Origin of the sequence: Streptomyces sp. NPDC049837, from assembly GCF_040674455.1 — a bacterium.
Lineage (GTDB): Bacteria > Actinomycetota > Actinomycetes > Streptomycetales > Streptomycetaceae > Streptomyces.
Genome location: NZ_JBFAMP010000001.1, coordinates 217053 through 234411, shown reverse-complemented (window position 1 = coordinate 234411; position 17359 = coordinate 217053). Strand labels below are relative to the sequence as shown.

At 72.0% G+C, this 17359-nt stretch carries 11 protein-coding genes; 7 read left to right on the top strand and 4 right to left on the bottom strand.

Going from position 1 to position 17359, the window contains the following annotated elements:
- Positions 1–95: 95 nt before the first annotated feature.
- The gene (locus tag AB0J57_RS01125; RefSeq protein ID WP_366125798.1) at positions 96–1508 is read left to right on the top strand and encodes an aminopeptidase P family protein; all 1413 of its coding nucleotides are present in this window, start codon (positions 96–98) and stop codon (positions 1506–1508) included.
- A gap of 81 nt (positions 1509–1589) precedes the next feature.
- On the opposite strand, the gene AB0J57_RS01120 is transcribed toward AB0J57_RS01125, so the two are convergent.
- The 4 genes from AB0J57_RS01120 to AB0J57_RS01105 all read right to left on the bottom strand — a co-directional run bounded on the left by AB0J57_RS01120 (position 1590) and on the right by AB0J57_RS01105 (position 5995).
- Complete coding sequence (locus AB0J57_RS01120; protein WP_366125797.1) at positions 1590–2756, bottom strand: cytochrome P450; 1167 nt, start codon at positions 2754–2756, stop codon at positions 1590–1592.
- Positions 2757–2890: 134 nt separating this feature from the next.
- Positions 2891–3469, bottom strand: coding sequence for a cupin domain-containing protein (locus AB0J57_RS01115; protein WP_366125796.1), 579 nt, complete (start codon positions 3467–3469; stop codon positions 2891–2893).
- A gap of 68 nt (positions 3470–3537) precedes the next feature.
- A complete protein-coding gene (locus tag AB0J57_RS01110) occupies positions 3538–4797 on the bottom strand; it encodes a cytochrome P450 (RefSeq protein WP_366125795.1) in 1260 nt (419 codons plus the stop codon).
- A 79-nt stretch (positions 4798–4876) separates the two neighbouring features.
- Positions 4877–5995: a type III polyketide synthase gene (locus AB0J57_RS01105; RefSeq protein ID WP_366125794.1), complete on the bottom strand. Its 1119-nt coding sequence runs from the start codon at positions 5993–5995 to the stop codon at positions 4877–4879.
- 366 nt (positions 5996–6361) lie between these two features.
- Between AB0J57_RS01105 and AB0J57_RS01100 the strand changes: the two genes are divergently transcribed.
- From AB0J57_RS01100 to AB0J57_RS01075, 6 genes are read left to right on the top strand one after another with little or no spacing between them, the layout of a single operon-like run.
- Positions 6362–7381 carry a ketoacyl-ACP synthase III family protein gene (locus tag AB0J57_RS01100; RefSeq protein WP_366125793.1) on the top strand — a complete coding sequence of 340 codons (1020 nt, stop codon included), beginning with the start codon at positions 6362–6364 and terminating at the stop codon, positions 7379–7381.
- Positions 7378–7653: a phosphopantetheine-binding protein gene (locus tag AB0J57_RS01095; RefSeq protein ID WP_366125792.1), complete on the top strand. Its 276-nt coding sequence runs from the start codon at positions 7378–7380 to the stop codon at positions 7651–7653. The genes AB0J57_RS01100 and AB0J57_RS01095 overlap by 4 nt, the downstream gene beginning before the upstream one ends.
- Complete coding sequence (locus tag AB0J57_RS01090) at positions 7637–8893, top strand: acyl-CoA dehydrogenase family protein (RefSeq protein ID WP_366125791.1); 1257 nt, start codon at positions 7637–7639, stop codon at positions 8891–8893. Before AB0J57_RS01095 ends, AB0J57_RS01090 begins: the two co-directional genes overlap by 17 nt.
- Entirely contained in the window at positions 8890–9939 is a 1050-nt protein-coding gene (locus AB0J57_RS01085) for an HAD-IIIC family phosphatase (RefSeq protein WP_366125790.1), read from the top strand. The genes AB0J57_RS01090 and AB0J57_RS01085 overlap by 4 nt, the downstream gene beginning before the upstream one ends.
- Positions 9940–9974: 35 nt before the next feature.
- Positions 9975–11900 carry an amino acid adenylation domain-containing protein gene (locus AB0J57_RS01080; protein WP_366125789.1) on the top strand — a complete coding sequence of 642 codons (1926 nt, stop codon included), beginning with the start codon at positions 9975–9977 and terminating at the stop codon, positions 11898–11900.
- Between the two features lie 22 nt (positions 11901–11922).
- Positions 11923–17358, top strand: coding sequence for a condensation domain-containing protein (locus AB0J57_RS01075; RefSeq protein ID WP_366125788.1), 5436 nt, complete (start codon positions 11923–11925; stop codon positions 17356–17358).
- Position 17359: the final 1 nt, after the last annotated feature.

Here is a 17359-nt window from a genome sequence, read left to right as displayed (position 1 = left end):
GGCGCGCATCGCGGGCTACTGTCCAGACGCCGCCGGGGAACGGCGGCCGCGAGGGCTCTCGCAGTCGAGGAACCCACCGAGAGAAGGGGCACGTCGTGGCAAAGGGCCGAAAGAACGGTCTGTACGCGGGGATCTCCGAGGAACTGTCCGCCCTGATGCGAACGGGGTGGGCGGACACCGAGCGGCACGACCTGAAACTGGACGAGCAGGCCCCGTACGCGGCCCGCCGCCGCGCCGCGCTCTCCGCGCGCTTCCCCGGCGAACGCCTCGTGATCCCGTCGGGGAACCTCAAGATCCGGTCGAACGACGACGCCTACCCCTTCCGCCCCCACTCCGGCTACGTGCACATGACCGGAGACCAGGCCCGGGACGGCGCGCTCGTCCTCGAACCCCGCGCGGACGGCGGCCACGACGCCTACTGCTACCAGCTCCCGAGGGACAGCAGGGACGACGACGAGTTCTGGACGGGCGCCACGGCGGAGCTGTGGATGGGCCGGCGCCGCTCGCTCGCCGAGTCGGAGCTCGTGCTCGGCCTGCCCTGCCGTGACGTCCGCACGGCGGCCCGCGACCTGGCCGGTGCCCCCGAGGCACCCACCCGGATCGTCCGCGGCGTCGACCCGGCCCTGGAGGCCGCCGTCACCACCGACGAGGCGCGCGACGACGAACTGGAAGAGGCACTCAGCGATCTCCGGCTCGTCAAGGACGAGTGGGAGCTGGCCCAGATGCGCGAGGCCGTGGACTCCACCGTGCGCGGGTTCACCGACGCGATCGGGGAGCTGTCCCGCGCCGTCGCGTCGTCCGAGCGCTGGATCGAGGGCACCTTCTTCCGCCGGGCCCGCCTCGAAGGCAACTCCGTCGGCTACGGCACGATCTGCGCCGCGGGCGAGCACGCCACGATCATGCACTGGACGGACAACGACGGCCCGGTACGCCCGGGGGACCTGCTCCTGCTCGACGCCGGCGTGGAGACACGCACCCTCTACACCGCCGACGTCACCCGCACGCTTCCCATCAGCGGCACCTTCACCCCCGTACAGCGCGAGGTCTACAACGCGGTGTACGAGGCCCAGGAAGCGGGCATGGCCGCCGTCAAGCCGGGCGCCCGGTACCGCGACTTCCACGAGGCGTCCCAGCGCCACCTGGCGGCCCGCCTGGTCGAGTGGGGCTTCATCCCGGGCCCCGCCGACCGCGCCTACGAACTCGGCCTCCAGCGCCGCTTCACCATGGCGGGCACCGGTCACATGCTCGGCCTGGACGTCCACGACTGCGCCCACGCCCGCAACCAGGAGTACGTCGACGGTGTGCTGGAGCCCGGCATGGTGCTCACCGTCGAGCCCGGCCTGTACTTCCAGCCGGACGACCTCACCGTGCCCCAGGAATGGCGCGGCATCGGCGTCCGGATCGAGGACGACCTGGTCGTCACCGCCGACGGCCACGAGAACCTGTCGGCGGCCCTGCCCCGGTCCGCGAACGACGTCGAGGCCTGGATGGCCCGCTTCGCGGGCTGAGTGCGCGGACGGTGCGCCCGTAGGGCGCCTGACAGGCACCTCCCCTGGCCAGGCGCCCCACGGTCACCCAGGCCGTCTCCGTCACCAGGCCACAGGCAGGGTCTCCGGGCCCCGGTTGATGGAGCCCCGGCGCCAGCGCACCCGATCGGGCGGGACGGCCGGCCGCAGGCCCGGCAGCTCCTGGAGCAGCGTGGCCAGGATGACCTCGAACTCCATCCGGGCGAGCGATGCCCCGAGGCAGTAGTGAGGGCCGTTGCCGTACGCGAGGTGCGGGGCCTCGTCGCGGGTCACGTCGAGCCGGTCGGGCTCGGTGAACACGCGCGGATCACGGTTGGCCGCGAGGTAGGAGACGTACACCGCCTCACCCGCCCGGATCAGGACGTCGCCCACCGCCACGTCCTCGGTGGCGATCCGCGGCAGGCCGACCCCGTTGCGCTGGGGGACGAAGCGCAGCAGCTCCTCGACCGCCCGGGGCAGGAGCGTGGGGTCGGCCCGCAGCAGGGCCAGTTGCTCCGGGTGTGTGAGCAACGCGTACACCATGGTCGCCGTCTGGTTGCGGATCTGGTCGAGGGTGTTGAGCACCACCATGACCGACAGCGAGATGAGCTCCGGCCGGCTGAGGTCACCGGCGCTCTGCCTGGTCGTCAGTTCGCTGAACAGGTCATCACCCGGCCGGCGGGCCCGCACGTCGGCGAGGCCCCGGAAGTAGGCGGCGATCTCGGCCTTGACCGCGTCCCCCTCCTCCTGGGAGTGGTCGCTGGAGAGGATCACCTCCCGCCAGCTCTGCAGCCGCCCGAAGTCGGCGGCGGGTACGGCGAACAGGCCGGCGAGCAGCCGCTCCGGCATCGGTCCGGTCACCGCCTCCGTCAGGTCGGCGGGCGGGCCCTGCGCGACCATCGTCGCGACGAGTCGCCGGGCGGTCTCCTCGGCGTCGGCGCGCAGCTCCGCGGCACGCTTGCGGCTGAAGGCCTGGGCGACCAGCCGCCGCAGGCGGGTGTGGTCGGGCGGGTCGGTCCGGCCGATGCCGCCGACCGGGGCCACGGTGTGCGGGGTCATGGAGGTCACCGGCCGGCCGACGGTCAGCGCCCGGCTGAACCGCGGATCGGCCGAGATGTCCCTGACGTACTCGTACGAGGTCGCCAGCCAGGCCTCGCCCTCACCGAATCGCAGGGTGACGCGGGCGATCGGCTCCTCGCGCAGCAGCCGGTGCAGCAGCGGGTCGAAGTCGAGGGCGCCGAGATGGTCCACGGGCCAGTGGTGCACGGGCGGCCCGGCCGCCGGTGTCCGGGTGATCGGCGGCCGTGAACCGCCCTCGACGGGGCTCCCGGGGGCGGGGATCCGCGCGGGCCGTTGTGTCCGGGGGAACGGGCGTGGTGCCTGCGTCACCGGCCGTCCCCCGGTGCCCCCGTGGCGGTGTTCCCGGCCCGCCGGTGTCGCATGGGCGTCAGTTGCTCGATGCCGTAACGCGTCCTCAGCTCCGCCACCGCCGCCGGGTCCGGTCCGCCGGGGCACTCCATCAGTTCCAGCAGCTCGTCGAAGTACCGCTCGTGGTGGGGTGGCGGCGCCGCCTGGAAGAGCATGCGCGCCGGCTCCCCGGTCGGGTTGGCGAAGGCGTGCGGGCAGCCGGGCGGTACGAGGATCAGCGTCCCGGGGGTGGCCCGTACCGGCCGGTCCCCGGAGACCGATTCCCAGGCGCGCCAGTCGTCACGGGTCCGCACGCGCGGCTCGAAGGCCATGACCTCCAGCTCGCCCTCGATCACATAGAACAGTTCCTCACCGTCGGCGTGCGTGTGCGCTCCGACGTCGAACCCGGGCGGTACGACGACCTCGAAGGTCGACGCCACACGCGAGTGCGCTCCGGTGATCTTGTACGTCACCTGCTGTGCGGCGGTCCTGACGGTCCGCCCGGACCCGGGCGGCACCACCAGCCCTTTCCGCGCACGCGAATTCACCACGGTCATCCGTCCGTCTCTCCTGCCTGTCCGGGCCTCTCGGGGGCATCGGTCGTTCGCTCACCACCGCGTCGCCGTCACCACTCGATGGGCAGTTCCTCGGGTCCGCGGATCAGTGCTCCCCGCTGCCAGCGAAGCTGCTCCTCCGGCACGGCCAGGCGCAGGCCGGGGAAGCGGTCCCACAGCGAGCGGAGGATGATCCCGGACTCCATGCGGGCCAGCGCCGATCCCGGGCAGTAGTGCGGGCCGTACCCGAACGCGACGTGGGGGTTCGTGGCCCGGTCGAAATCCAGCCTGTCGGGGTCGGCGAAGACGTCCGGATCGCGGTTGGCGGTCAGGTACGAGACGTAGACCGCGTCGCCCGCGGGGATCGTCACCCCGCCCACCGGCACGTCCTCCAGCGCGATACGGGAGAGCCCGACGGCGTTGCGGTGCGGGATGTAGCGCAGCAGCTCCTCGACGGCCCGTGGCACGAGGGCCGGTTCGGCGCGCAGGCGTGCGAGGTGCGCCGGCCGCGTGAGGAGCGCGTACACCATGTTGGCACTGTTGTTGCGGACCGCGTGTGCGCCGCTGATCTGGACGAGCACGGCGAGGCCGACGGCCTCTTCGAGGTCGAGCGCGCCCGTGTCGACGCCTCGTGCCAGCACGCTCGCCAGGTCCGTCCGGCCGGTCTCCTCGCACGCGTCCGGGCCGTCCGCCTGCCGTGGTACGGCGGGCGCGGCACCGCACCGGCGCCGGATCAGCGCGGTGAAGTACTCCGCGATCTCGGCCTTGGCCTGCTCGCTCGCCGAGCGGCCCGCGCCGGCCGAGATGATCGTGTCCGACCAGTGCGCCATCCGGGGCCAGTCGTCGCGGGGCACGCCCATCAGTTCTCCGACCATGGCCAGCGGAAAGGGCCGGTTCAGATGGGCCATGAGGTCGGCCGGGGGCCCGTGCCGCTCCAGCTCGTCGAGCAGCCCGTCGATCACCCGCTGGGCGCGCTCGCCCAGCCGCCGCATACCGCGGGCGGTGAACGCGCCGGCCACCACGCGCCGCATCCGGGTGTGGTCCGGAGGGTCGGCGAGGCCGATGGCGCCGTCCATCGGAATGAAGTGCGGGGCGACCCGGGTGACGGACCTGCCGACGACGGCCCGCCTGCTGAACCGGGGGTCCGCGGAGACGAACCTGACGTCCTCGTAGCGGGTCACCAGCCAGGCGTACCCCTCGCCATTGGGCAGCCGGACCCGCGCCACCGGCTCCTCGTGGAGGAGGCGGGCCAGCAGGGGGTCGAAGTCGAGCCCGGGCAGGTCGGGCGGGTTCCAGAAGTGGACCGCTGGGGAGGCGGGTGCGGTGCTCATGTGGGTCCTCGGTGGCGTGTCGATGTACGGAAGGCGCCCGGGCTGACGCACCGTCCGGGGCGCCCGGGAGTCCAGGCGTTCAGTGGGCGGCGTCGAGGACGGCCGGCGCGTCGGAGCGCTGCCGTCGGATGACCGAGGGGATGCGGGTGCCGGGGGCGCTCCATCGGCCCAGGGAGATCTCCGCGGTGATGCCCGGGCCGAACCCGGCGATCAGTCCTCTGCCCTGGTCCGCCGTGCCGCCGGCGTCGAAGAACCGGGAGAGGGCGTCCAGGACGACGGCGCTGGCGATGTTCCCGTACTCGGTGAGCGTGGCCCGGCTGAACCGGAACGCCTCCGGCGCCACTCCGAGATAGCGGCACAGGTCGTCGAGGATGCGCGGTCCGCCGGCGTGGACGATGTAGAAGTCCAGGCGGGAGGCGTCCCAGCCGTGCTCTCCGGCGAGGTCCACGAGTACCGGAGCGAGGGGTTCCATCGTCCCCGGCACACGCTTGTCGAGCAGGAAGTGGAACCCGGTCGAGCGGACGCTGTACGCGATCCAGTCCTCGGTGCCCGGCACCAGATGGGAACCGTTGTGCTCAAGGCGGACGCCGGTGCCGCCGTTGCCTCGTACCACCGCCGCGGCGACCGCGTCGCCGAACAGCCCGTTCGACAGCAGCGACCCCACGCCGAGATCGGTGGGCTGATAGCAGAGCGAGCAGAACTCACACGCGACGAGGAGGACGTTGCTGCCGGGGTAGGCGGTGCAGAAGTCGTGGGCGCGGTTGATCGCGCTCCCGCCGGCGGCACAGCCGAGCTGGGCGATCGGGAGCTGGCGGGTGTCGGACCGGAAGCCCATGGTGTTGATCAGCCAGGCGGTCAGCGAGGGCATCATGAAGCCGGTGCACGAGACGTAGACGATGAGGTCGATGTCGCGCGTCGTCAACTCGGCGTGCTCCAGGGCCTGTCGAACGACCTGGGGGACGCGCCGCTTCGCCTCCGCCTCGTAGGTCCGGTTGCGGATCTCGAATCCGGGATGACGGAGGATCTCCTCGATCGGCAGCACCAGGTGCCGCTTCAGCACCCCTGTGTTCTTGATCAGCCGTAACGCGAGGGGCAGTTGGGGGTGCCCTTCGTGCAATCGACGGGCCAGGTCGAGGGTCGCGCGCTGGGTGAGGACGTACTCGGGAACGGCGACGGCCGGACGGCACAGGGTAGCCATGGAACGGACATCCCGGAAGGTGAAGGGGACGCCCGGCCGGGCGGCCGAGCGGGGCCGAGGACGACCCAGGGCAAGGATCGTTCCCGATCAGTGCCTTCCCGGGCAAACCGGGATGACAGTCACACTTTCCGGTCTGTCATTCCCGTCCGTGGTGGACGCCCGGTAGCCAGGGTTCGGGTGCCGTCAGCGGTGCGTCAGTCCGGCGTCAGTTGCCCTCGGGAGAATCCGGGACGTCCTTGCGCATGCGTGCACCTGGAGGCGATATGACCAACGCGGTCACCATCACCGGCGAACGGCGTGCCCGGATCAAGGAATCGGTCCGCGAGATCGGCTGACAGCCCCGACATCCTGTCCAGACGAGAGGGAATGACCGTGTCCCAGCAGGCCCTCCAGCATGGCGCAGCACCCCTCGCCATCCGCAGCGCCGCCTGGTATCTGCCCGAGCACACCGTGCCGATCAGCCATGTACGGACGCTCGACGAGACCGAGCGCGCCACACGCGACGGTCTGGGCATCGACACGGTCCGGGCGGACGACCGGCTGAGCTCCGTCACTCTCGCGGAACGCGCCGCGCGCCGGGCACTCGAACAGGCGGGGCTTGACGCCCGGGACCTGGGCGCCCTGGTGATGGTGGAGTCGCGGGTCCAGGAGACGTTCCTCAGCTCCGAGGTGACCAGGCTCCAGCAGCGGCTCGGCGCCGACAACGCCACCACCTTCTCGGTGGGCGGGCTCGGCTGTGTCTCGATCACCCCGGCCCTGCTGACGGCCCGCGGACTGCTGGCCGCAGACCCTGCCCTGGACCATGTCCTGGTCGTGCACGGCAGCAAGCCGGCCACCGCCCTGCGCTACCGCCACCCCGTCACGGTGAACGGCGACGGCGGGCAGGCACTGCTGCTCTCCCGCAGCGGCACGATACGGGTACTCGACATCGCGCAGCAGACCAACGGGCGCTACTGGGACCTCTTCCACGTCGACTACCGGGACCGCCCCACCGCTCAGTGGCGCGAACAGTGCACGGAGCCCAGCACCTACTCCTTCCACCTGGCCATGGAGACGCGCAGCCACCTCTCCGCGATGTTGGGCGACCTGCTGCGGCGCAACGGAATCGGCCGACGGGACGTCGCCGGCTTCGTCAGCCAGAACCTGTCCGCCGGGAGCTTCGCCTTCCTGGAGGACTCCCTGGACATCGAGCTGCTGCCGGCATGCCGGGAGAACCTCCGGCAGTACGGACACCTCGGCCCCAATGACGTCTTCCTCAATCTCCGCACGGCACTCGACCGCAAGGAGCTGGCCCCCGGCGACCTCGCGGTCCTGATCAACGTGAGCCCGGTGGCCGCCTGGAGTCTGCTGTTGGTCGAAACAGGTTCACAGGAGGGCAGGGCATGAACGACAACGACATCACCTCGCAGATCACCGGCTTTCTGAGCGCGGCTCTTCGCCGGCAGGTCGAGCCGGACGACGACTACTTCGCACAGGGCCTCGTCGACTCACTGTTCGCACTGGAGCTGGTGACCTTCGTCGAGAGCCACTTCGCCATCACCGTTCAGGTCGAGGACCTGGACCTGGACAGCTTCAGGACCGCCAACCGCATCGCGGAGTTCGTCCGGCGCAAGACCGGAGCGCCCGAGTGGGGAGAGGCGCATGCCGAGGGTTCCTGAAAGCGGCCCCGACGCCACGACGACGGATCCGCCGCCCGTGGAGCCCGGGGAGTCCGCGGAGTCCGTGGACCTGTCCCGGGTCGCGGCCGATTTCGCGGCCGGCGCGCACGACCGCGCCTCTCGTTGGGACCAGGACGGCGGACTGCCCGACTCGGTGCGCAAGGAGTTCGCCGCGTCGGGACTGCTCGCCGCGGACCTGCCCCAGCGGTACGGAGGCGCCGGCCTCCATCCGCTCACGCTCGGGGAGATCACCGCACGGATCGGTGGTGAGTGCAGCGCCCTGCGCGGGCTGCTGACCGTACAAGGCATGGTCGCGGCGGCACTGCTGCGCTGGGGCACCGAGGCACAGCGGGCCGAGTGGCTGCCCAGGCTGGCCGGCGGCGAGCTGACCGCCGGCTTCGCGGCGACCGAGCAGGGCGCCGGCAGCGCGCTGGGGTCGGTGGAAACCCGTATCGAGGCGTCGGGCCGGCCGGGCCACCAGGAAGTGGTCGTGAGCGGCCGCAAGAGGTGGGTCACCTTCGGTGCGGTCGCCGACGTGTTCCTGGTCCTCGGGACGTACGAGGGGAAGCCGGCCGCGGTGCTCGTGGACGCGGACCGCGCCGGTGTCGAGCGGGAGCCCGTGAACGGCCAGCTCGGCATGCGGGCCGCCCGGATCGCCCACCTGTCCTTCGACGGTGTGCGGGTGCCCCGGCGTCAGCTCGTCGCCCCTCCTGGCCTGGGCCTCTCCCATGTGGTCGGCACCGCGCTCGACCACGGCCGGTTCACGGTCGCCTGGGGATGCGTGGGCATGGCGGAGGCCTGCGTCGAGGACGCCGCCACCTACGCCGCGGTCCGTCGGCAGGGCGACATACCCCTGGCGGACCACCAGTTGGTCCGGTCACTGCTGGCCAGGGCGGCCGTGGACGCCGCCGGGGCCCGGGAACTCGCCCGCAGGGCCGCGGAGGCACGGGCCTCGGGCCCGGGTCACGGGGTGCCGGAGACGCTCATGGCCAAGTACGCGGCGGCTTCCGCGGCGGCGACGGGCAGCCGCGACGCCGTACAGGTGCTGGGCTCGGCCGGCTGCGCACCCGACAGCAGGGCGGGCCGGCACTTCCGGGACGCCAAGGTCATGGAGATCATCGAAGGAGCACAGCAAGTGTCCGAACTCCACATAGCGGAGCGGCTGCTGCGGCGCTTCGGTGACGCGGCGCGCGGCACGGACCGCACCGTCGGGCCCCGGCTTCCCGGAGAGTCGCCGTGACGGCGGCAGCGGGCGCGCCCACCGTCAAGTGCCTGGTGTGGGACCTGGACGACACCCTGTGGGACGGGGTGGTGCTGGAGGGCGACGATCCCGCCCCCTTCCCCTCGGCGCTGGAGACCCTGGCCGAGCTGGACCGTCGCGGCATCCTGCATGCCGCCGCCAGCCGTGGCGAACACAGCGTGACCCAACGCCACCTGACGGAACGCGGGCTGGCCGACTGGTTCTGCGCGACAGAGGTGGGCTGGGGCGCCAAGTCCGCCGCGGTGCGCCGGATCGCGAAGGCCCTCAACATCGGTCTGGACACCATCGCGTTCGTCGACAACGACCCGGTGGAGCGGGCGGAGGTCGCGAGCGAACTCCCCATGGTCCGCTGCTACCCGGCGGCGGAGGTCGCACGGCTGCCGGAATACCAGGAGTTCCGGCCCGAGCACATCACCGCGGAGGCCACCGGGCGACGCCGCCTCTACCAGGCGGAGTGGCAACGCCGACAGGCCGAAGAGGAGTTCACCGAAGGACGCCAGGCGTTCCTCGAATCGCTCGGCCTGGTGATGGAGCTTCGCCCGGCCACCGAGGAAGACCTGTCCCGGGCCAGCGAGCTGACCGTCCGCACGCACCAGCTCAACAGCACAGGACTGACCTACGGCATCGACGAACTGCGCCGGTTGAGCTCCTCACCGGACCACCAGGTGCTGCTGGCCACACTCCGCGACCGCTTCGGTGACTACGGGATCATCGGCCTGGCCGTCACGGCACTCGTCGGGCGGGACGCGGTCCTGCGGCTGTTGCTGATGTCCTGCCGAGTCGCCTCGCGCGGTGCGGGGAGCGTGCTGCTGCACCATCTGATCCAGCAGGCCCTGGCGGCCGGCCGGCGCCCCGTCGCGCACTTCATCCCGACCGTGGCCAACCGGAACCTGCTGGTCACGATGCGCTTCGCCGGCTACGAGGCGACGGTCACCGACGAGGACCGTCTCGTGCTCACCGTGGACCCGGAGCGTCCGCTGCCCAAGGCCCCCACCCACATGCGCGTGATCGCCGGTGCGGCATGAACGGCACAGGAAGCGACAGAGGAAGCGAGGCTGCGATGACCCGACACCCCGGTGGCACCGATGAGGTCGCCCCCGCGGACGCCCTGGCGGACGTACGGCCGGTGTGGGCCGCCTTCCGGAGCCAGGTGGTCAGGGCACCCGAGGCGACCGCGCTCATCATCGGCGGGGTCTCGCTCACATACCGCGAGCTCGACCATGCCTCGGCCGGTCTTGCGCAGACGCTGTGGCAGCACGGGCTGCGGCCGGGGCGGGTCGTCTGCGTCCGGACGCAGCAGAGCGCCCTGTCCGTGGTCGCCATGCTCGCCGCACTGCGCACCGGTGCCACCTGGGCGGTCCTGGAACCGGACCTGCCGATTGGGAGGTTCGAGGCGCTGTGCCGGGACGTCGACTGCGCGGTGGTGCTGAGCGAGGGCGGTGACGCCGTGCCGGCCTCCGTGCTCTCGGCGATGCCCTCCCCGCCGACGGTCGTGGACGCGGCGGACCTCCATCTGACGCGGCTCGTCGAGGCCGGCCAGGAGCTGCCTGCCGACCCGTACCCACCGGTCCCCGAGCAGAGCCCCGCGTACATCGCCTACACCTCGGGATCCACCGGTGTGCCCAAGGGCGTGATGGTCAGCCGGGGCCAGCTCGCGACGTCCATCGGCTTCCGGGGGCCGGTGTACGGCACCGAGCACTCCGTCTTCCTGATCGCGTTGCGGCTGTCCTTCGACGGGATTCTCGGCGGAATGTTCTGGTCACTCACCGGCGGTCACACGCTGGTGCTGCCCGACCCCCGGCAGCTCGTGCAGGTGGCGGAGTTCACCCGGCTGGCCAGGGAACACCGTGTCACACACCTGTTCAACATCCCCTCCTACTACCGGGCGGTGCTCCAGGATCCCGGTGGTCTGCCCGACACACTACGGCTGGTGGTCGTGGGGGGTGAGGAGTGCACCCCCCAGATGGTGGCCGCGCACCGCGAGAGACTGCCGGGGATCCGGTTCGTCAACGAGTACGGGCCCACCGAGACGACCATCGCCTGCACGGTGGAGACCGATCCGGATCCGACCCGGGACCGCGTCCCCATCGGGCGGCCCTGGCCGGGAGCACAGACCTGGGTACTGGACGAGCGGCTGCGTGAAGTCCCGGCGGGGGAGCGGGGCGAGCTCTACGTCGGCGGCTCCCTCGTGGCACTCGGCTACGCGAACCAGCCGGCCCGTACGGCCGAGCGGTTCGTCGCGGACCCGTACGGGCGGCCGGGCGGGCGCCTCTACCGCACCGGGGACATCGCCAGCGTCGACGAGCGGGGCGCCCTGCACTACCACGGCAGGACGGACGACCAGGCCAAGATCCGCGGTACGAGGATCGAACTCGGCGAGATCGCGAGCGTGCTGGAACGCCATGCGGACGTGGAGCAGGCCGTGGTGCTGTGCGAACGTGCCGGGCAGGACGAGCCACAGGTGATCGCATTCGTACTACCGACACCCGGCAGCGGGCCGCCGGACGCCTCGGAGCTGCGCGAACACTGTCGGGGCAGGCTGGTGGAGCAGGCCATACCGACCCTGTTCGTACCGGTCGACCACATGCCGCTCGACCACAGCACCAAGGCGGACCGGGCCGCACTCCGCACGCTGATCCCGACGGACGTGCAGCCCTCCGGAAGCCTTTCGGCAGACCGGCAGGCTTCCGGAGGCACCGCGGGCGGGGACTGGAGCGGGCACCGGCTCGCCGTCGGCCGGATCTGGGCGGAGGTCCTCGGGCACTCCCGCTCGGGCCCGGACGACAACTTCTTCGCCGTCGGAGGGAGCTCGATCAAGGTCATCGAGCTGCACGACAGGCTGGACAAGCTATGGCCCGAGGCGCTGCGGGTGGGCGAGCTGTTCGACTGCATCACCATCGCCGCCCAGGCGCAGCGCATCGCCGACCGCCTGGGCGAGCGCACGCACGGCGAGGAACACGCCCCACCGGCCACATACGAGCTCTGACACGCGTGAACGGAGAGGTGACATGAGCGGTACGGGCGTGACACACGGCAGGCCGGCCGTCGCGGTCATCGGAATCGCCACGAGATTCCCGCAGGCGGATTCACTCGCCGCCTTCCGGGCGAACCTGCGGGCGGGGAGGGACTCGGTGCGTCCCATCCCTCCGGAACGGATCCGGACCACAGGGCTCGATCCCCGGCACGACTATCCGGAGCAGGGCTACCTGGAGCGGATCGACCTCTTCGACCACGAGCGGTTCGGGCTGTCACGGCGGGAGGCCGAGGTGACCGACCCGCAGCACCGGCTGGCACTCCAGCTCACCCAGGAGGCGCTGGAAAACGCCGGATACGCCCCCGCCGGGCTCCGGGACAGCCGGACAGCGGTGATCTTCAGCTCGCCGAACAACGGCTACGCGCCCCTGGTGCGCGAGCACGGCACCCTTGGCATGAACGGAAACATCCCCTGCGCCCTGCCCGCCAGGATCTCCCACCTCTTCGGCTTCACCGGCCCTTGCTACGGCGTGGACACCGGCTGCAACGGCTCACTCGTCGCCGTCCACCAGGCATGCCGTGAACTCGGCGACGGAGACGCGGACCACGCCGTCGTGGGCGGGGTGAGCCTGCGCCACATCGTGCCGCCGGTGGCCGCAATGGCCGACTTCCCCGGCATCGCCTCGCCCACCGCCCGGTCCCGCGCGTTCGACCGTGCCGCGGACGGTGCGGGCTGGGGCGAGGGCGGCGCGGTGGTGGTCCTCACCACGCTGGAACGGGCGCTGGCGGAGGGTGCGTTCATCCACGCCGTGATCCGCGGCAGCGCCGTGGTGCACAACGGCCGGCACTCCGCGACCATCAGCACACCGAGTGCCCGCTCGCAGGCCGAGGTCATCACCAAGGCGTGGCGCAACGCCTCGCTGGACCCGGCGACCGCCGGATACATCGAGACGCACGGCTCGGGCACCCGGCTCGGCGACGCGGTCGAGGCCGAGGGCCTGGCCCTCGCCCGCCCCGACGGCGACCGCACGGTGAAAGTGGGCTCGGTCAAGACCAACATCGGGCACCTGGACCACGCCGCGGGAATCGCCGGGCTGGTCAAGGCGGTACTCAGCGTGCGCCACGGCGAGCTCTATCCTTCGCTGCACTTCGAGGAGCCCGCCGACGAGGTCGACCTCGAAGGTGCTCGCCTCAAGGTCGTCACCTCGCTCGAGCAGTGGGACGACGAGACGCGCCGGGCGGGCGTCAGCTCGTTCAGCCTCGGCGGCGTCAACGCCCACTGCGTGGTGGAGCAGCCCCCGGTGACCGCCCCCGTACGCCCCGCTGTCAGCGCCCCGCAGCTCGTCGCGGTGTCCGCCCGCAGCCGGGCGGACCTGCTCGCCCAGTGCGAGCTGCTGTCGCTCGAACTGCGTCACACCGCCCACCCGCTGGCCGACGTCGCGCGGACGCTGAACGAGGGAAGGGACCACGACCCCTACCGTGCGTCCGTGGTCGCCCGGGACACCTCCGAGCTCGCGGCCCGCCTGGCCGCCGAGGTCACCTGGCGTCGGCTCAAGGCGTCCGAGCAGGCCGAGCCGGCCGAGGCGTCCGAGCCGGCTGTCACCGACTCCATGGCAGCACCTCGGGTGGTCTTCCTGCTCTCCTCGGACGCCACACCCTACGAGCCGCGCGATCAGATGCCGGACCAGTTACCGGACCACATGCCGGACCAGGTGCCGGACGAGTTGCCCGCACCGGCCGACCGCGCCGCGATGGTCGGCGGGCAGCTCGCGACGTACCGGCGGCTGGTCCGGGCCGGAGTTTCGCCGGACGGGCTGATGAGTTCGGGGATCTCCCGCTACACCGCCCGGTACCTGCGGGGGGACCTCAGCGCCGAGGACACCGCCACGCTGCGGCGGGCACACAGCGGGCAGGACCCGGCGGTGGCGGGCGACCCGCTGAGGGTGGAGCAGCTCCACGCGGCGGCGGACGAGCAGCTCTCCGACGGACCCGTGGTATTCGTGGAGCTGGCGTCCCGTGGCGAGATCAGCGACCGGTTGAGGGCCCACCTCCACGGTCGCGCGGACGCCCGGGTGCTCTGTCTGGAGCCCGGTGCCGCCGACGCCGACGCCGCCGTCCTGGAGCTGCTGGGCAGGCTGTACGAGGAGGGCGTCGACCTGGACTGGCCGATGCTGCGGGCCGACCCGTCGGCGCGCCGGGTTCCGCTGCCGGGACATCCGTTCACCGGCGTGCGGTGCTGGGCCAGGCCACTGGGTGAGGTGCTGTCCTTCGGCGAAGTACTCCGTCGGCCCACTGCTCCGGCTCCCGTTCCGGCTTCGGTACCTGCGCCTGCGCCTGCACCTGCACCTGCGCCTGCCGCCGGGGAACCGGTCCGCGCACCCGCCGAAGAACCGGTCCGCGCACCCGGCGAGCAAGGGACCGAAGAATCCCGGACCGTACTGGACTGGTTGCGGGACACCCTCGCCGAGCTGCTGCACGCGGATGAGGTCCCGGCCGGCGCGGACTACTTCTCCATCGGCGGCAACTCCATCATCGCTCTCCAGCTCATTGAGCGGGTACGAGTGAGGCACGGGGTCCGGCTCAAGCTGGCGGACATCTACGACCACCCCGTCGTCAGCTCGCTCGCGAAGGCCATTCACGACCGGGCGCCACACGCGCCACACGCGCCGCACTCGCCGAGCGCCGCCGACGCGCCGACGGCCCCGTTCGTCCCCGAGGCGCCCGACGCCGAGTTGCCGCCGGTCGCCCCGGGCGGCGAGCCGGTGCTGTCGTACGGGCAGGAGCGCATATGGCTCCACCACCAGCTCGACCCGACGACCACGCTCTACAACCTCCCCGGCGCCTCCCGGTACCGCGGACCCCTGGACGTCGAGAAGTTCCGCCTCGCCTGGGAGGACCTGGCGCGGCGCCACGAGGTGCTGCGGTCCAATTTCGTCGAGGCCGACGGCAGGCCGGAGCTGGTGATCCGGCCCGAACTGGGCGACTTCTTCACCTATGTGGACGTCTCCGGCGAGGACACCCCGCAGGCCGCGGCGGGTGCGGCCGTCACCGCCGCCACGCGCTGGGTCTTCGACATCGCCCGCGAACCGCTCGTACGGGTGACCGTCGTGCGGCTCGGTGACGACGACCACATCGTCTGCTGGTGCATGCACCATGCGGTGAACGACGGCTGGGCTCCGCAGATCCAGATGCGGGACCTGCTGGAGTTCTACACCGCCCGCCTGGAGAACCGCGCCCCCGACGTCGAGCCGCTGCCGGTGCAGTACTCGGACTACGCGCGCTGGCAGCGCGAGCTGATGGCCGACTCCCGCCTTGACGGTGAACTGAGCTACTGGCGCGAACGTCTGAGCGACCCGCCCGCGCTGGAGCTGCCCACCGACCGGCCGCGCCCCGGCCGGATGGACTTCGCGGGCGCGACCCACGGGTTCACCATCCCGGGCGCACTGGTGCAGCGGCTGCGCGAGGTGGGCGCCCAGGAGACGGCCACGCTCTTCATGGTGCTGCTCACCGCGCTCAAAGTGCTGCTCGCACGCTGGTCGGGTCAGCGGGACATCGTCGTCGGTACCGCGACCATCGGCCGTAGCCGACCCGAACTGTGGGACCTGCTCGGCTTCTTCAACAACACCATCGCGCTGCGCTCGGACCTGTCGGGTGACCCGACCTTCCGTGAGCTGCTGCGCCAGGTGCGCGGGGTGGTGCTCGGTGCCCTCGACCACCAGGAGATCCCGTTCGACAAGGTCGTGCGCGAGGTGGCGGTCGACCGTGATCCGAGTCGTAACCCGCTCTTCGACGTCATGTACGTGCACCAGACGCTGCCACCGCCTGCCGCCTTCGGCGACATCGTCATCGGGCCGACGCACGACCCGGAGCTCCTCCCGCATTTCCCCGGGCTGCCCCCCGGCACCGCCAAGTTCGACATCTCGATGGTCGTCGGCGAGCTGGCGGACGAGGACGAGGTCGTGGTCATGATGGAGTACGCGACGCAGCTCTTCGACGCCGACACGATCTCCGCCATGTCCGAGGCGTTCATGGAGCTGCTGCACGCCGTAGCGGACAACGAGGACACCTGCTACCGCGACCTCCCGGGCGGTCCTCCTCCGGCGACCGGACCGGTCGCGGACCGACCGGACACGCCGCCTGCCCCGGTGGTCCCGCTCGCCACCCCCGCCGTGAGCTGCCTCGAGCTTCGCGGCGAGGTGCGGCTGCCCGCGCTGTGCACGGCGCTGGAGGAACTGGCGGAGCGGCACGAGGCGTTGCGTGCCAGGACCGTCGAAGCCGTGGGACACGGCTCGTTGCTCGGCGACGGCTTCTTCACCACCGTGGACGTCTCCGGCGAGAGCGAGCCCCTCCTCGCAGCCAGGGAGATCGCGCGGGCCGAGGCCGCGCTCGTACTCGATCCGGCATCGGGACGCCGGCTCCACGCGCTCCTCGCGACGACGGCCCCGGCCCGGCACGTCCTGCTGGTGACCACCCACCAGCAGGCTTACGACGGCGGTCAGCCGGAGGTGTTCTTCCGGGACCTGCTCGCTCTGTACGGCGCCCGCCTGGACGGCCGTCCGGCCGAGCTGCCCGAGCTGCCCACGCCGTCCGAGCTTCCCACGCTGTCCGGCGAGCACACCGAGCCCTGGACAGGCCCCCGGAGGGAGGAGCAACTCGCCTACTGGAGAAAGACACTGGCGGGACTGGCCGATGGTGCGCCGCCGCTGGACCGGGCCCGGCCCGCCCACGGCACCCGCGCCACCGCCACCCTCGGGTCCCGGATTCCCGACGACCTCGCCGCCGCGGTGGTGCGTTCCGGGACCAGGGAGAGCGTGCTGGCGGCCCTCGCCGCCCTGCTCGCCCTGCACACGGAGGCGGACGAGGCGCTCATCGGGCTGACCGGCACGGCGCTTCCCCTCTCGGCGGCCCGCACTCGTGTGGGTTCCTTCGCGCGGAGCCTGCCGCTGCGTCTGGACCTGGCCGACGACCCGTCCTTCGAGAAGCTCACCGACCGGGTGCGGCGCGCCATCACCGGCGCGGAACAGCACCGGGACGTGCCGCTCGCCGACATCGTGAGCGCGGCCGGACTGCCCGACGAGCCCGGCAGGGCACCGCTGTTCGATGTGGCGTACTCCTGTCAAGCGCTGCCGGCGTCACTCGGCTCGGCGGCCGGGGTGGAGGCGGCCCCCGTGCGGTGGCCCGGCACGGACGCGGGACGGCTCACGCCGCCGCCCGGCCGCAGCGAGCTGGACCTCTCCTGGTCCGTCGTCGAGGGGCCGGGGCGGGACGAGCTGTCCATCTCGTTGGACTACCGCACCGAGCTCTTCGACCGGTCGAGCGCCCGGGCTCTCGTCGAAGGACTGCTCGCGATGCTGCGTGCGGCCCTTCGCGCCCCCGGTGCACCGCTGTCCAGCCTGTGGCCCATCGACACGACGACCAGCGCGAGCACACCTGCGGAGCCGGCCACGGCACGGCCCCCGCACACCGACTGAC

Excerpts from the sequence above, each read along its gene's own strand:
- AB0J57_RS01115 (WP_366125796.1), bottom strand. The coding sequence starts at position 3,469 with ATGACCGTGGTGAATTCGCGTGCGCGGAAAGGGCTGGTGGTGCCGCCC.
- AB0J57_RS01110 (WP_366125795.1), bottom strand. The coding sequence starts at position 4,797 with ATGAGCACCGCACCCGCCTCCCCAGCGGTCCACTTCTGGAACCCGCCC.
- AB0J57_RS01105 (WP_366125794.1), bottom strand. The coding sequence starts at position 5,995 with ATGGCTACCCTGTGCCGTCCGGCCGTCGCCGTTCCCGAGTACGTCCTC.
- AB0J57_RS01100 (WP_366125793.1), top strand. The coding sequence starts at position 6,362 with ATGACCGTGTCCCAGCAGGCCCTCCAGCATGGCGCAGCACCCCTCGCC.
- AB0J57_RS01095 (WP_366125792.1), top strand. The coding sequence starts at position 7,378 with ATGAACGACAACGACATCACCTCGCAGATCACCGGCTTTCTGAGCGCG.
- AB0J57_RS01090 (WP_366125791.1), top strand. The coding sequence starts at position 7,637 with ATGCCGAGGGTTCCTGAAAGCGGCCCCGACGCCACGACGACGGATCCG.
- AB0J57_RS01080 (WP_366125789.1), top strand. The coding sequence starts at position 9,975 with ATGACCCGACACCCCGGTGGCACCGATGAGGTCGCCCCCGCGGACGCC.
- AB0J57_RS01075 (WP_366125788.1), top strand. The coding sequence starts at position 11,923 with ATGAGCGGTACGGGCGTGACACACGGCAGGCCGGCCGTCGCGGTCATC.